This window comes from Devosia sp., assembly GCF_048261455.1.
GTDB lineage: Bacteria > Pseudomonadota > Alphaproteobacteria > Rhizobiales > Devosiaceae > Devosia_A.
In genome coordinates, this window is record NZ_JBLXGA010000004.1 from 254,962 (window position 1) to 268,094 (window position 13,133).

14 protein-coding genes and 1 tRNA gene are annotated in these 13,133 nt (G+C 63.8%); 5 read left to right on the forward strand and 10 right to left on the reverse strand.

Annotated features, from left to right (window positions below; all coding sequences use genetic code 11):
- Positions 1-7: 7 nt before the first annotated feature.
- The 5 genes from ACN0TK_RS06595 to ACN0TK_RS06615 form a co-directional block, all read right to left on the reverse strand.
- Complete coding sequence (locus ACN0TK_RS06595) at positions 8-1,066, reverse strand: transporter substrate-binding domain-containing protein (RefSeq protein WP_417308674.1); 1,059 nt, start codon at positions 1,064-1,066, stop codon at positions 8-10.
- A gap of 64 nt (positions 1,067-1,130) precedes the next feature.
- Complete coding sequence (locus ACN0TK_RS06600; protein ID WP_417308738.1) at positions 1,131-1,880, reverse strand: amino acid ABC transporter ATP-binding protein; 750 nt, start codon at positions 1,878-1,880, stop codon at positions 1,131-1,133.
- Between the two features lie 47 nt (positions 1,881-1,927).
- A complete protein-coding gene (locus ACN0TK_RS06605) occupies positions 1,928-3,052 on the reverse strand; it encodes an amino acid ABC transporter permease (RefSeq protein WP_417308675.1) in 1,125 nt (374 codons plus the stop codon).
- Positions 3,053-3,057: 5 nt separating this feature from the next.
- Positions 3,058-4,248, reverse strand: coding sequence for an amino acid ABC transporter permease (locus ACN0TK_RS06610; RefSeq protein ID WP_417308676.1), 1,191 nt, complete (start codon positions 4,246-4,248; stop codon positions 3,058-3,060).
- Between the two features lie 86 nt (positions 4,249-4,334).
- Positions 4,335-5,351, reverse strand: a complete 1,017-nt coding sequence (locus ACN0TK_RS06615; RefSeq protein ID WP_417308677.1) for an amino acid ABC transporter substrate-binding protein — start codon at positions 5,349-5,351, stop codon at positions 4,335-4,337.
- Positions 5,352-5,566: 215 nt separating this feature from the next.
- On the opposite strand from ACN0TK_RS06615, the gene metC reads away from it, so the two are divergent.
- A complete protein-coding gene (metC, locus tag ACN0TK_RS06620; RefSeq protein ID WP_417308678.1) occupies positions 5,567-6,757 on the forward strand; it encodes a cystathionine beta-lyase in 1,191 nt (396 codons plus the stop codon).
- Here the strand turns inward: metC and ACN0TK_RS06625 are convergent.
- On the reverse strand, positions 6,747-7,475 hold the full coding sequence (locus ACN0TK_RS06625; RefSeq protein ID WP_417308679.1) for a phosphatase PAP2 family protein: 729 nt from the start codon (positions 7,473-7,475) through the stop codon (positions 6,747-6,749). The two genes, metC and ACN0TK_RS06625, sit on opposite strands and share 11 nt — an antisense overlap.
- Before the next feature lie 91 nt (positions 7,476-7,566).
- Here ACN0TK_RS06625 and ACN0TK_RS06630 point away from each other — a divergent pair.
- The 3 genes from ACN0TK_RS06630 (at position 7,567) to ACN0TK_RS06640 (ending at position 8,838) form a co-directional block, all read left to right on the forward strand.
- Positions 7,567-7,643: transfer RNA gene (locus ACN0TK_RS06630), tRNA-Pro, on the forward strand.
- A gap of 15 nt (positions 7,644-7,658) precedes the next feature.
- Positions 7,659-7,964, forward strand: coding sequence for an ETC complex I subunit (locus tag ACN0TK_RS06635; RefSeq protein WP_417308680.1), 306 nt, complete (start codon positions 7,659-7,661; stop codon positions 7,962-7,964).
- A 10-nt stretch (positions 7,965-7,974) separates the two neighbouring features.
- Positions 7,975-8,838, forward strand: coding sequence for a TraB/GumN family protein (locus ACN0TK_RS06640; protein ID WP_417308681.1), 864 nt, complete (start codon positions 7,975-7,977; stop codon positions 8,836-8,838).
- 46 nt (positions 8,839-8,884) lie between these two features.
- On the opposite strand, the gene ACN0TK_RS06645 is transcribed toward ACN0TK_RS06640, so the two are convergent.
- The 4 genes from ACN0TK_RS06645 to ACN0TK_RS06660 form a co-directional block, all read right to left on the reverse strand.
- Positions 8,885-10,036 carry a Gfo/Idh/MocA family protein gene (locus ACN0TK_RS06645; RefSeq protein ID WP_417308682.1) on the reverse strand — a complete coding sequence of 384 codons (1,152 nt, stop codon included), beginning with the start codon at positions 10,034-10,036 and terminating at the stop codon, positions 8,885-8,887.
- A gap of 13 nt (positions 10,037-10,049) precedes the next feature.
- Positions 10,050-11,105 carry a sugar phosphate isomerase/epimerase family protein gene (locus ACN0TK_RS06650; protein ID WP_417308683.1) on the reverse strand — a complete coding sequence of 352 codons (1,056 nt, stop codon included), beginning with the start codon at positions 11,103-11,105 and terminating at the stop codon, positions 10,050-10,052.
- 492 nt (positions 11,106-11,597) lie between these two features.
- A complete protein-coding gene (gene yidD, locus ACN0TK_RS06655; RefSeq protein ID WP_417308684.1) occupies positions 11,598-11,909 on the reverse strand; it encodes a membrane protein insertion efficiency factor YidD in 312 nt (103 codons plus the stop codon).
- Positions 11,909-12,346 (reverse strand): iron-sulfur cluster assembly scaffold protein, encoded by a 438-nt coding sequence (locus tag ACN0TK_RS06660; protein WP_417308685.1) that lies wholly within the window; start codon positions 12,344-12,346, stop codon positions 11,909-11,911. The genes yidD and ACN0TK_RS06660 overlap by 1 nt, the downstream gene beginning before the upstream one ends.
- 116 nt (positions 12,347-12,462) lie before the next feature.
- Between ACN0TK_RS06660 and folE the strand changes: the two genes are divergently transcribed.
- Positions 12,463-13,089, forward strand: a complete 627-nt coding sequence (folE, locus tag ACN0TK_RS06665; protein ID WP_417308686.1) for a GTP cyclohydrolase I FolE — start codon at positions 12,463-12,465, stop codon at positions 13,087-13,089.
- Positions 13,090-13,133 lie beyond the last annotated feature (44 nt).

Here is a 13,133-nt window from a genome sequence, read left to right on the forward strand (position 1 = left end):
CGCGCCGCTATTCGATCGGCGGCGCGTAAAGCAGCCCACCGTTGAGCCACAGCGCGTTCTGGCCCCGCACCACCGCCGCGCCGGTGCCGGCGCCGAAATTGCGCTCGAAGATCTCGCCGTAATTGCCGACGGCCTTGATGACGTTCGAGATGAACTTGGGGTCGAGTCCCATGCCCGGACCGAACTCGCCCTCGAGACCGAGCAGCCGCCGGATACGGTGGGTCTTGGCTGCCGCCAGCGAGTCGATATTGAGCGAGGTGACCCCCGCCTCCTCGGCATCGATCAGCGCGAACAGGGTCCAGCGCACGATATCGGCCCATTGCCCGTCGCCGCTGCGCACCACGGGTCCGAAGACGCCCTTGGAGATGCGCTCGGGCAGAATGCGGTGGGTGGCCGGTTCTGGCAGGCTGCGCCGCATGGCGTTGAGCCAGCTCGCCGGCGCCGAGACCGCATCGCAGAGCCCCGCCCGATAGGCGACCGCAAGGTCTTCGCGGTCTTCGTACAGGACCTCCTCGTAGGGCGCCTGCGTGGTGAAGAACAGGTCCTTGATATTGGTCAGCTGCTCCGGCTCGTCGACGAGGCAGATATTGACGTCTTCAAGTTCATAGGCCGACACGAACCCCAGCGACTGCGGCACCATGATCGCCTGACCGTCGAAGAACGAGGTCGCCAGATAGATCGCGCCATAGCTGGTGTCGCGCCGCATGGTCCATGGTGCATTGCGCGCGATGACGTCGATCGCCCCGGTCTGCAGAAGCGCAAACCGGCTCTCGCCGGTCAGTGGCACGAATTCCATACGGCTGGGATCGTTGAACACGGCCACGGCGATGGCCCGGCAGAAATCGATGTCGAAGCCGGTCCAGCGGCCGGCCTCGCCGGTCTGCGCAAACCCCGGGAGCGGATCGACGCTGGCACAGATCACATGGCCGCGGTCGCGGATCGCCGCAAGCGTCGGACCGGCGGGCGCAATGGTCTGCTGCGCGCTGGCGGCGCCCGTGAGCGCCACCATGCCGATCGATAGCAGCACGGCCAGACGCCGCACCAAAGCGGTGATTCTGAAGGTCAAAAGGCAACTCCACTCGCGCGGAGCGCAATATCCCGGCGGCGCATCGCCGGGTCAAGCGAGGAAGTCAGTGCAGGATCTGGCTGAGGAACAACTTCGTGCGATCATGCTGCGGGTTGGAGAAGAACGCATCGGGATCGTTCTGCTCGATGATCTGCCCCTGATCCATGAAGATCACGCGGTTGGCGACCTGGCGGGCAAAGCCCATCTCGTGGGTCACGCAGATCATGGTCATACCTTCCTCGGCGAGCGAGATCATGACGTCGAGCACTTCCTTGACCATTTCCGGATCGAGGGCCGAGGTCGGCTCGTCGAACAGCATGATGCGCGGGTTCATGCACAGCGAGCGGGCGATCGCCACACGCTGCTGCTGCCCGCCGGAGAGCTGGCCGGGGAACTTGTCGGCCTGCTCTGGGATCTTCACCCGCGTCAGGTACTTCATCGCGGTTTCCTCGGCTTCCGCCTTGGGAATGCCGCGCACCCACATCGGCGCCAGCGTCAGGTTCTGCAGGATGGTGAGATGCGGAAACAGGTTGAAGTGCTGGAACACCATGCCGACCTCGCGCCGAATCTCGTCGATCCGCTTGAGGTCATTGGTCAGTTCGGTCCCGTTGACGATGATCTGCCCGGCCTGATGCTCTTCGAGCCGGTTGACGCAGCGGATCAGCGTCGACTTGCCCGACCCCGACGGCCCGGCGATGACGATACGCTCGCCTTTCATGACCTTGAGATCGATGTCGCGCAGCACGTGGAACTCGCTGAACCACTTGTTCATGCCGATGATTTCGATCGCGACGTCGGTCGTGGAGACCGTCATGCCGCCGGTCTGTGCCGGCTCTGAAGAAACGGTGGAATCCGTCATGATTACCTCTTGTGACCGGTATGCAGCCGCCGCTCGACCCACATGGAATAGCGAGACATGGCGAAGCAGAAAACCCAGAAGACCATCGCCGCGAAGGCATAGCCGGTAATGGCACGCGTCGGCGCCGCCCAGGCATTGTCGGATGCGGCCGACTGCACCGTGTTGAGCAGATCGAAGATGCCGACGATCGAGACCAGCGACGTGTCCTTGAACAGGGAGATGAAGTTGTTGACGATGCCGGGAATGGCATTCTTCAGCGCCTGGGGCAGGATGATGAAGGTCATCGATTTCCAGTAGCCGAGCCCGAGCGCCGAAGCCGCTTCATACTGCCCGCGCGGAATGGCGTTGAGACCACCACGCACCACCTCGGCCAGATAGGCCGCGGTGAACAGCGTCACACCCACCAGCGCGCGCAGCAGTTTGTCGACCGACACGCCCTGCGGCATGAACAGCGGCAGCATCACCGAGGCCATGAACAGCACGGTGATCAGCGGCACGGCACGCCACAGCTCGATGAAGGCGATACACAGCCATTTGACGATCGGCAGCTGGGACCGCCGGCCGAGCGCCAGCACGATGCCGAGCGGCAGCGAGCAGATGATGCCGACCAGCGAGATCACCAGCGTCACCATGAGGCCGCCCCAGGTCTCGGTCGGCACCTCTTCGAGCCCGAACACCCCGCCATGCAGCAGGATGAAGGCGACGACGGGGAAGACGACGAAGAACAGCACCGCGTTCGTGCGCTTGAACGGCACCTTGGGGATCAGCAACGGGATCAGCAGCAGCGCCAGCAACGCGAACACGATGTTGACGCGCCAATAGAGCTCCGAGGGGTAGAAGCCGTAGATGAAGAAGGTGATGCGGGATTCGATATAAATCCAGCATGCACCCACATTTTCGACCCGGCAGTCCTCGACCGTGCCCGAGAACACGGCATTGCCGATGAAGAAGTTGAACAGCAGCGGCACAAGCCAGAGCAGGAACAGCGCGCCGAGGATGGTCATCAGCGCGTCGCCGGGCGTGGCGAACAGATTGGTACGCATCCACAGCACGATACCGGAGGTCCGCTCGGGGGCGGGCCGGCTTTCGACCATGTTGTCGCGCACGTAGCTTTGAGTAGCGGCCATGGCGATTACCTCTCCACCAGCGCGACGCGCGAATTGTACCAGTTCATGAGCGCCGAGGTGCTCAGCGACAGGGTGAGATAGACGAGCATGGTAATGCCGACGATCTCGATGGCCCGGCCGGACTGGTTCAACGAAGTGCCCATGAACACCGCCACGAACTCGGGATAGCCGATGGCGGCACCCAGCGAGGAGTTCTTGGTGGTGTTGAGATACTGGCTGGTGAGCGGCGGAATGATCACCCGCATGGCCTGCGGAATGATCACCAGCCGCAACCGCAGGCTGTCCTTGAGCCCGAGCGACTGCGCCGCCTCGGTCTGGCCATGGCTGATGGACTGGATGCCGCCACGAACCGTCTCGCCGATGAACGCGGCGTGATAGATCGACAGGCCGACGACGAGCGCCACCAGTTCAGGCGGCAGCTGCGCCCCGCCCTTGAAGTTGAACCCCTGCAGCACCGGCATGTCGAACAGCACATTCGTGCCCGACAGCGGCAGGGCCAGCAGTGTGACGACCACAATGATGCCGAGCCCCGCGAGGAAACTGGGGAACTGCTGCCCTGTCGTTTCGAGCCGATGCCTTGCCCACCGGGCCAGCACGATTGCCCCAACGATCGACAGCACCAGCGCCACGATGACGAAGATGAAGCGCTCGTCGAAAATCGGACTGGGGATATAGAGGCCACGCTGATTCAGCACCGTGCCGCCGAAGAACTCGAAGCTCTGCTTGACGCCTGGCATGGCCTTGAGAACGGCGAAGTACCAAACGAACAGCTGCAGCAGCAGCGGGATGTTGCGCACGATCTCGACATAGACTGCGGCCAGGCGCGACACGATCCAGTTATTGGACAGGCGCGCGATGCCGAGAATGAAGCCGACGACGGTCGCGAAAAAGATGGAGATGGCCGATACCAGCACCGTGTTGATGAAGCCGGTCACGAACGCATCGAGATAAAGCGACGTCCGGTTGAACCCGGTCAGCGAGAAGCTGACCTCGAAACCGGCCGTACCCCACAGGAAGTCGAGTCCCGTGGTCTTGTTCTGGGCGCGCAGATTGGCGCCGGTATTCACAGCGACCCAACCGACGAAAAGCACAAGCGCCACGACGGTCACAACCTGATAGATCAGGCCGCGGATTTTGGGGTCATTCAGAAAAAAGGGTTTTTCCTCAGGCGTTTGCCCGAGCTCTACGCTGGCCACGTGTCTCTCCTGCCCGAACAGTCACGCCGACCTGTCATCAGGTCGGAAAGGAACGACCGGCGCCCGAGGGCGCCGGTCGTAGCCGGTCAGCGGATCGGCGGAGCGTACTGCAGACCACCGTCGGTCCACAGGGCGTTCAGGCCGCGCGGCAGGTTCAGCGGCGAATCGGCGCCAACATTGCGCTCGTAGATTTCGCCGTAGTTGCCGGTTGCCTTGATGGCCTGGTAAGCCCAGTCCTTGGTCAGACCAAGCGGCGTACCGAAGTCACCTTCAACGCCGAGAATACGACGCACGGCCGGATTGTCCGAACCGAGCATGTCGTCGACGTTGTCCTGGGTGATGCCGTACTCCTCGGCCTCGAGCAGCGCGTGGTAGACCCAGCGGGTGATCTCGAACCAGGTGTCATCGCCCTGACGGACGGTGATGGCCAGCGGCTCCTTGGAGATGATTTCCGGCAGCAGCTCGTAGGCCGACGGATCGGCGAACTCGGTGATGTTACCGGCAAGCTGCGAGGAGTCGGAAGTGATCACGTCACAACGACCATCTTCGAAGGCCTTCAGCACTTCGTCCTGGCCGGTGAAGGTCACCGGATTGAACTCCATGCCATTGGACGAGAAGTAGTCAGCGGCATTCAGCTCGGTGGTCGTGCCCTGCTCGATACACACGGCAGCGCCGCCAAGATCGAGGGCCGACTTGATGCCATCGGCCTTGCGCACAACAAAACCCTGACCATCGTAGAACATCGTGCCAGCGAACATCAGACCGAGCTGCGTGTCGCGCGTCATCGTCCAGGTGGTGGTGCGGGACAGCAGGTCGACTTCACCCGAGCTCAGCACCGTGAAGCGATCAGCAGACGTGGTCGGCGTAAACCGAACAGCCGTCGGATCGTTGAAGATAGCCGCGGCGAGTGCACGGCAATAATCGACGTCCAGACCGGTCCAGTTGTTGTTTTCGTCGGGCTGGCTGAAGCCAGTCACGCCTTCAGTCACGCCGCACTGTACGAAACCGGCATCCATCACGTCTTCCAGGGTGGCGGCATTGGCAACGCCACCGAAGACGCCGAGCGACGCGGTAGCCGCAAGCATCAGTACGTGTTTCTTCATGATTATCCCTTTGTTTCCTGACCTTTTTCTTGCCGGGGTGCGATCATACCACTTATTCCCGGCAGCACCTCCGTATTGGACAAGTGGAGGTATGCTGATAACCATCGAAGCTGCAATTGCCGGGCACGTCAAGCGCTATGGCCAGATTGGGGCAGCTTTGCTGTCTGTTTTTTGTTCAGATTTGATGTCTGGCACGATTTTATGCAGGACCACCAATGAGTGACACGACCCGCGACGCCAAGCCTGGCTACGCAACTGAGACCATCCTCACCCACTCCGGAAGAAGACCACCTGACCAGTTCGGCTTCGTCAACACGCCGGTCTATCGTGGTTCGACCGTGCTGTTCGAAAGCCTCGACGCCATCGAGAACCAGACCGCCCCCTATGGCTATGGCCGCGTCGGCAACCCGACGAGTCGCTCGGTCGAAACACTGATCTCCGAACTCGAAGGCGCCGAAGGGACCGTGCTGGCACCGTCGGGGCTGGCCGCCATCACCACCGCCATGCTCGCCGTGCTGTCGACCGGCGATGACGTTCTCGTGACCGACACGGTCTATGACCCCACCCGTCGCTTCTGCGACGGGTTGCTGGCCCGCATGGGCATCACCACGCGCTACTACGACCCGCGAATCGGGGCGGGAATCGAAGAGTTGATGACCGACAAGACCCGGCTGATCTTCTGCGAAAGCCCCGGGTCGCTGACGTTCGAGATCCAGGACCTGCCCGCGATCAGCGAAGTGGCGAAGCGCCACGGTGCTCTGGTGATGGTCGACAATTCCTGGGCCTCCCCCCTGTTCTACCGTCCGCTGGCGCTGGGCGCCGATATCGTCGTCCACGCCGGCACCAAGATGTTCGTCGGGCATTCGGACGCGATGTTCGGCACCGCTTCGGCCAATGCCGCGGCATGGAAGCAATTGTACGACGGCCACCGGCAGCAGGGGATGTTCACTTCCCCGGACGACGTCTTCCTCGCCGCCAGAGGCCTGCGCACGCTGGCGATCCGCATGAAAGAACATCAGGCGCGCGCGCTCGAACTGGCGCGCTGGCTCGAGCAGCATCCGCTGGTCGAGCAGGTCCTGCACCCCGCCCTCGAAAGCCACCCGGACAATGCGCTGTTCAAGCGCGACTTCAGCGGTTCGGGAAGCCTGTTCTCGATCGTTCTGGAAAACCGCCCGCGTGCTGCCGTCGCCGCGCTGGTGGACGGCCTCGAACTCTTCGGCATGGGCTATTCCTGGGGCGGCTATGAGAGCTTGTTCCTGCCGATCCGCCCGCATCGCGCCCGCACGGTGACGAGCTGGCCGGAAGACGTGTGCATGTTCCGCATCCACGTCGGGCTGGAAGACATCGAGGATCTCAAGGCCGATCTGTCCGCCGGCCTCGACCGCTACGCAGCGATCACCGGCTGAGGAGACCCCGGATGGCGGTGAACGGCTTGCGCACGATCCCGCCATCCGCATTGCGCGCAAACAGCCAGCCACGCGCAACGAACAGGTTGCGGATCGCATAGGCGCCGAAGGTGCCGAGCACGGCGCCCGCCAGGATATCGGTCGGGTAATGCGCGCCGACGAACACGCGGGACATGGCAATCAGTGTCCCGATGATCAGCGCCGGCCAGGTGAGCCGCGGCCACAGCATGGCAATCACCAGGCTGAAGGCAAACGCCGTGGTGGCGTGGCCCGAAGGAAAGCTCTGATAGTCGTAAGCCGACCAGTTGGTCCGGAACGCGAGCCCCACCTGCTCGGTCCAGGTCTCAGGCCGTCCGCGCCCGATCAGCCGCTTCAACAGCGTCGCGGTGATGCCGGGCACGCCGACGCCGAGGAAGACAAACCCTGACACGGCCACGATCTCTCGCGCCGCAAGCCTGAGCCGATCGCGGGTGACAATAGATATCGCCCAGCTAATGAGCACGGCGACCAGCGACGGAATCAGGATCCAGTCGCTGAGCCCCCAGCGCGTCAGCCATCGGAAGAAACCACGCACCGCATCCGGCGCGTTCCGCGCCGCCATGGACAGCGTGTGATCGAACGGATGCAGCGCGACGATGACCAGCGCAAGACCGACCAGAAACAGCGCAATACCGCGCCGGCCAAGGCCGAACGGCCAGCTGGAGGACAAATCATTCATCTGGCAAGTGTCCCAATCGCGCCTGTCGCGTCAATCAGCGCGCGCATGATCTTGCTCTTTGTCCAAACCCGGGATAGGGGATGCGCAATGACGGGGTATAGCTCAGCCTGGTAGAGCACCGGTTTTGGGAACCGGGGGTCGAGTGTTCGAATCATTCTGCCCCGACCATTTAACGAGGACATCATGACGGCACGCATTTACCGGCCTGCTCCCAACGCCATGCAGTCCGGACGCGGCAAGTCCAAGGAGTGGGTTCTGATCCACGAGCAGGCGGCGCCGCGCTCCATCGAACCGCTGATGGGCTACACGTCCACGACGGACACCCGCGCGCAGATCAAGCTGACCTTCGATACGCTCGAGGAAGCCGAATCCTATGCGCAGCGCAACGGCATTCCCTATCAGGTGATGCCCGAGCATCGTCCGAGCGTGAAGCGCGCCAGCTATGCGGACAATTTCCGCTCCGACCGCAAATCCTCCTGGACCCACTGAGGCTGGCGGCATGCGCCTTCTGCGCTGGTGCGCCGCGCCACTGCTGATCGCAGCCCTGAGCGCCCCTGCCCTCGCTGACCCGGCGCTGTGGAAGGTGTCGGACGCAGACAGCGACATTTATCTGTTCGGCTCAGTGCATGTGTTCACGCGCGAGATGGATTGGCGCACGCCGACCTTCGACCGCGTTCTGGCGGACGCCGATCAGGTCTATTTCGAGATCGTGCTCGACGCCGAGGCGGTGGCCCAGACCACCTATATCACGCTCACGCGCGGCCGCTTTCATGATGGCGAAAGCCTGCCCGACGTGCTGACCGATGCGGACTGGGCGCGGGTCGTCGCTGCGGCGGAAGCGAACCAGCTGCCCGCCGACGTCATCGCCGGAATGCAGCCATGGTTTGCAGCCTTGGCCCTGTCGGAGACCGCGATGACAGGCGCCAGCGTGGGTGTGGAACAGCAGCTCGTGGCGGAACTGCCACCGGCGCGCATGGAAGAACTCGAAACCGTCGCCGAGCAGATGGGCTATCTCGCCGACGTACCGCTCGACGAGCAGATCGACAATCTGATGAGCGTCGTCGAATCGATCGAGGACGGCTCGATCGACAGTCTCGACGCATTGCTCGACGCCTGGGAAGCCGGCGACACCGACGCAATGCTGGAGATTTTCGAGGGCCAGCTGACGCCGCGCGACGCCGCGACCTACGAGCGGCTGATCACCGATCGCAACGAACGCTGGCTCGAGCCGATCGAACAGATGCTGGCGGAGAATTCAGACGCGCTCGTGGTCGTCGGTGCCGGCCACCTGATCGGCGATGCCGGCGTGCCGGCCCTCTTGGCCGACAAGGGCTATACCGTCACCCGCATCGACGCCCCGTAAGAACCGCGCCGCCCCTGGGTGACCTCGAGGCGACGCGGCAGATCGTTCAGACGTCGCTGAGCCTGGTCCACTTGCCATCGGCCTTCGACGAGGCGACGGCGGCCATGATGAACTCCAGACCCTCGATACCATCGGCCAGGCTGGGCAGCAGCGGCGCGACATCGTCGCCCTCGCCGCGGATGACCTGCGCGAACTGGCTGTAGAGCGTCGCGAAGGCTTCGAGATAGCCCTCGGGATGACCGGCGGGAATGCGCACGTTCATCGATGCGGCCGGCGGCGCCGAGATCGAGCCGCCGCGCGTCAGCAGCTGCTTGGGCTTACCGAACTCGGTGAACCACATGTAGTTCGGATTGTCCTGGCGCCACTCGAGCCCGCCCTTGTCGCCGTAAACGCGCAGCTGCAGCCCGTTCTCGTTGCCCACTGCGACCTGGCTGGCCCACAGCATGCCACGGGCCCCGCCTTCGAAACGCAGCAGGATATGCACATTGTCGTCGAGCTCGCGGCCCGGCACGAAGCTTTGCAGATCCGCGCTGACCGCCTCGGTGGTGAGACCGGTGACGAAGCGGGCGAGATTATAGGCATGGGTGCCGATATCGCCGATCGCCCCACCGGCGCCCGAGCGCTTCGGATCGGTGCGCCACGCGGCCTGCTTGTTGTCGGGATCGGTGGCCTCGGTCAGCCATTCCTGCGGATATTCGACCTGCACCACCCGCAGCTTGCCCAATGCGCCGGAGGCAACGAGCTCGCGCGCCTGCCGCACCAGCGGGAAGCCGGTGTAATTGTGGGTGAGGAGGAACTTCGCGCCGTTCTTGGGCTGAACCTCCGCGAGGGCCCGCGCATCCTCGAGCGTCGAGGTGACCGGCTTGTCGCAGATCACATGGATACCGGCCTCGAGGAAGGTCTTGGCCGGGCCGAAATGCACGTGATTGGGGGTGACGATGGCCACCGCCTCGATCCCGTCGGGACGGGCGGATTCCTTGGCCGCCATGTCCTCGTAGCTCGTATAGATCCGGTCCTCGGCGAGACGGAGGTTCTTGCCGGATTCCATTGCGGTCTCGGGATTGGAGGACAGCGCCCCCGCCACGAGTTCGTAATCTCCGTCGATCCGGGCTGCGATGCGGTGCACGGCGCCGATAAAGGCTCCCGTGCCGCCGCCAACCATACCCAGACGAATGCGCCGTGCGCCGTTCTCTGCCATTTTCGTGTCCCTCTTAGTCCAGACCGAGCATCTTGCGATTGGCGGCCGTATCGGCGCCGGAGGACGCGAAATCGTCGAACGCCTTCTCGGTCACCTCGATGATGTGGCTGGCGATGAACGGCGCGCCTTCCGCTGCACCCTGCTCCGCCGACTTGATGGCGCATTCCCATTCGAGCACGGCCCAGCCGTCAAAGCCGTACTGGCTGAGCTTCGAAAAGATGCTGGCGAAATCGACCTGGCCATCGCCCAAGGAGCGGAAGCGGCCGGCACGGTTGATCCAGCTCTGGAAGCCGCCGTAAACGCCCTGCTTGCCGCTGGGGTTGAACTCGGCGTCCTTGACGTGGAAGGCGCGGATCCGGTCGTGATAGAAATCGATGTACTGCAGATAGTCGAGCTGCTGCAGCACGAAATGGCTCGGATCGTAGAGCAGGTTCGCCCGGGCGTGGTTGTTCACGCGCTCTAGGAACATTTCGTAGCTGACGCCGTCGTGCAGGTCCTCGCCGGGGTGGATTTCGTAGCAGACATCGACGCCGCTGGCATCGAAGGCATCGAGGATCGGCAACCAGCGCCGGGCCAGCTCGTCGAAAGCCTCTTCCACCAGCCCCTCGGGGCGCTGCGGCCAGGGGTAGAGATAGGGCCAGGCCAGCGCGCCGGAGAAGGTCGCGTGGCCGGTGAGCCCGAGATGTTCCGACGCCTTTGCCGCCCACTTGAGCTGCTGCACCGCCCACTCTGCCCGCGCCTTGGGATTGCCGCGCACTTCGGGCGCCGCAAAGCCGTCGAAGGCATGGTCATAGGCGGGATGCACCGCCACCAGCTGCCCCTGCAGATGGGTCGACAGCTCGGTGATCTCGAGCCCGTGCTGCGCCACCCGGCCCTTCAGCTCGTCGGCATAGGTCTTTGACGTTGCTGCCTTTTCGAGATCGATGAAGCTCGGAACCCAGGTCGGGATCTGCACACCCTTGTAGCCGAGCCCGGCCGCCCATTCGCAGATGTTGTCGAGCGTATCGAACGGGGCGCTGTCGCCCGCGAACTGGGCGAGGAAGATCGCCGGTCCCTTGATGGTGCGCATTCTTGTGTCCCTCCCTGCGCGGCTTCAGTCGCCGCCTGATTGTGTACGTACCTCGGTGTCAGCGGTGAGCGGAGGCGCGCAAGGCGCAGAGCCGGTCAAAACTGCCACTGACATGTCAGCGGTTACCTTGACCGCGCCGCCCAAACTGTCAAGGCAGCAGCGGCTGGCGACGTGCCGCAGGGGGACAAAATCCGCACCGTGCACCGGAGTGAACGGACGCGCCAGTTTCGTTCACTTTGCTGATTTCACTGCGCGACGCACCCCCTGCTTTGTGTTCCGGTTCAAGTGTAACCAGCGCGTGACCTATGGGGACAGGTTTCGGATGTTCTTTTGAATTCAGTGGCTTGTAGCGGTACGCGGATTCTACGCCTGTATCGCGTGCGACCGAGGGGCAGAAGTTCGCCGCCAAATCGCCACGCTTTCGACGCCCCGATGAACGGACACCAACAGTCGGGAAGCGTCATGGCGCCTTCGGATCGGAGCGCCCTGCCCCTACTTCCAGCGCCCGTAGCGCCAGGGCTGGTACCATTTGCCCTCTGTGGGCACGGCGTCAGGCACCGGGTCGTAGCCATGGGTGCCATTTGGGCGGCAGCGATAGATGCGGGCGAGGCCCATCCAGCCGCCGGGCCAGAAGCCGTGCTGCCAGATGGCGTCACGGGTGAATTCCGAGCAGCTGGGCGCGTGCCGGCAATTGCGCCCCATGAACATCGACAGCGAATAGCGATAGCCCTGGATCAGCCCGTAGGAGACGACCCGGAACGGGAAATCGACGACGGTCCAGAAACCGCGGACAAGGGTCTGCATCAGCCGGCCGCCGGAATCTGGTCGAGCGCCGCGGCGACGGCGTCGAAGACCAGCAGCGTCGAGGCATGGCGCGGACGGTAGTCGCGCACCGGCTCGAGATATTTGAGGTCGTCCCAGCGCGCGCCGGACGGCGGCGGCCCGTTGGACGTGAGCATGGCGGTCATTTCGGCGTGGACGCGGCGGAATTCGGCAACCTGCGTGCCGACCAGATGCGTCGCGACAATGGCCGCCGAGGTCTGGCCCAGCGCGCAGGCGGAGATCGTGTGTCCATAGCCGGAGATCGTGCCGTCCGCGACCGTGACATCGACCTCGATGGACGAACCGCAGACGCGGCTGACCTTGCGCGCCGAGGCGTCGGGCGCATCCAGCCGGCCGGGGATCGGCTGATTGCCGGCGATCTCCAGAATGCGGTCAGAATAGAGGTCGGTCAGGTCCACGAAAGAGCACACGAAACTGTTTATTGGGGCTTCACTTCCCACCTATATAGTTCCTCGGCGCGCCCGCACCAATGGGCCCTTGCAACCTCCGGCACTCCCGGAACAGGAAGACCAGCATGGACGCAAAAATTCCCGGCCACCCGGCCGAAAAGCCGACCGGGGCCGCGCCGCGTCGCCCGACGCAGGCCGAGGCCGAAGAGGCCGTGCGCACGCTGATCGCCTGGGCCGGCGACGACCCGGCGCGCGAAGGCCTGCTGGAGACGCCACACCGGGTGACCGAGGCCTACAAGGAATTCTTCGGCGGCTATGGCGCCGACGTCGGCGCCGTGCTGAACCGCACCTTCCGCGAGGTCGGCGGCTATGACGATATCGTTCTGGTCAAGGACATCCCCTTCGCCGCCCATTGCGAGCACCACATGGTGCCGTTCTTCGGCAAGGCGCATATCGCCTATCTGCCGCATGACGGCGTCGTCGGCATTTCCAAGCTCGCCCGCCTGGTCGAGCTCTATGCCCGGCGCCTGCAGGTGCAGGAGAATATGACGGCGCAGATCATCGACGCGGTGAACGAGCATCTCAACCCGCGCGGCGCCGCCGTGATGGTCGAGGCCGAGCACATGTGCATGACCATTCGCGGCGTCCGCGCCCACGGCACCTCGACGGTGACCCAGCGCTTCACCGGCGTTTTTGCCGAGGACCGCGAGCAGCAGGACAGGTTCTTCGCCCTCGTCGGCAAGCGCGGCTGAGGACGCCGATTCGCCGCAACAGCGATCAAGTGGCGCGCTGTAAT

Coding starts and splice junctions, on each gene's coding strand:
- ACN0TK_RS06600 (WP_417308738.1), bottom strand. CDS start 1,880: ATGACGGTCTCCACGACCGACGTCGCGATCGAAATCATCGGCATGAAC.
- ACN0TK_RS06605 (WP_417308675.1), bottom strand. CDS start 3,052: ATGGCCGCTACTCAAAGCTACGTGCGCGACAACATGGTCGAAAGCCGG.
- ACN0TK_RS06615 (WP_417308677.1), bottom strand. CDS start 5,351: ATGAAGAAACACGTACTGATGCTTGCGGCTACCGCGTCGCTCGGCGTC.
- metC (WP_417308678.1), top strand. CDS start 5,567: ATGAGTGACACGACCCGCGACGCCAAGCCTGGCTACGCAACTGAGACC.
- ACN0TK_RS06625 (WP_417308679.1), bottom strand. CDS start 7,475: ATGAATGATTTGTCCTCCAGCTGGCCGTTCGGCCTTGGCCGGCGCGGT.
- ACN0TK_RS06635 (WP_417308680.1), top strand. CDS start 7,659: ATGACGGCACGCATTTACCGGCCTGCTCCCAACGCCATGCAGTCCGGA.
- ACN0TK_RS06640 (WP_417308681.1), top strand. CDS start 7,975: ATGCGCCTTCTGCGCTGGTGCGCCGCGCCACTGCTGATCGCAGCCCTG.
- ACN0TK_RS06645 (WP_417308682.1), bottom strand. CDS start 10,036: ATGGCAGAGAACGGCGCACGGCGCATTCGTCTGGGTATGGTTGGCGGC.
- ACN0TK_RS06650 (WP_417308683.1), bottom strand. CDS start 11,105: ATGCGCACCATCAAGGGACCGGCGATCTTCCTCGCCCAGTTCGCGGGC.
- yidD (WP_417308684.1), bottom strand. CDS start 11,909: ATGCAGACCCTTGTCCGCGGTTTCTGGACCGTCGTCGATTTCCCGTTC.
- folE (WP_417308686.1), top strand. CDS start 12,463: ATGGACGCAAAAATTCCCGGCCACCCGGCCGAAAAGCCGACCGGGGCC.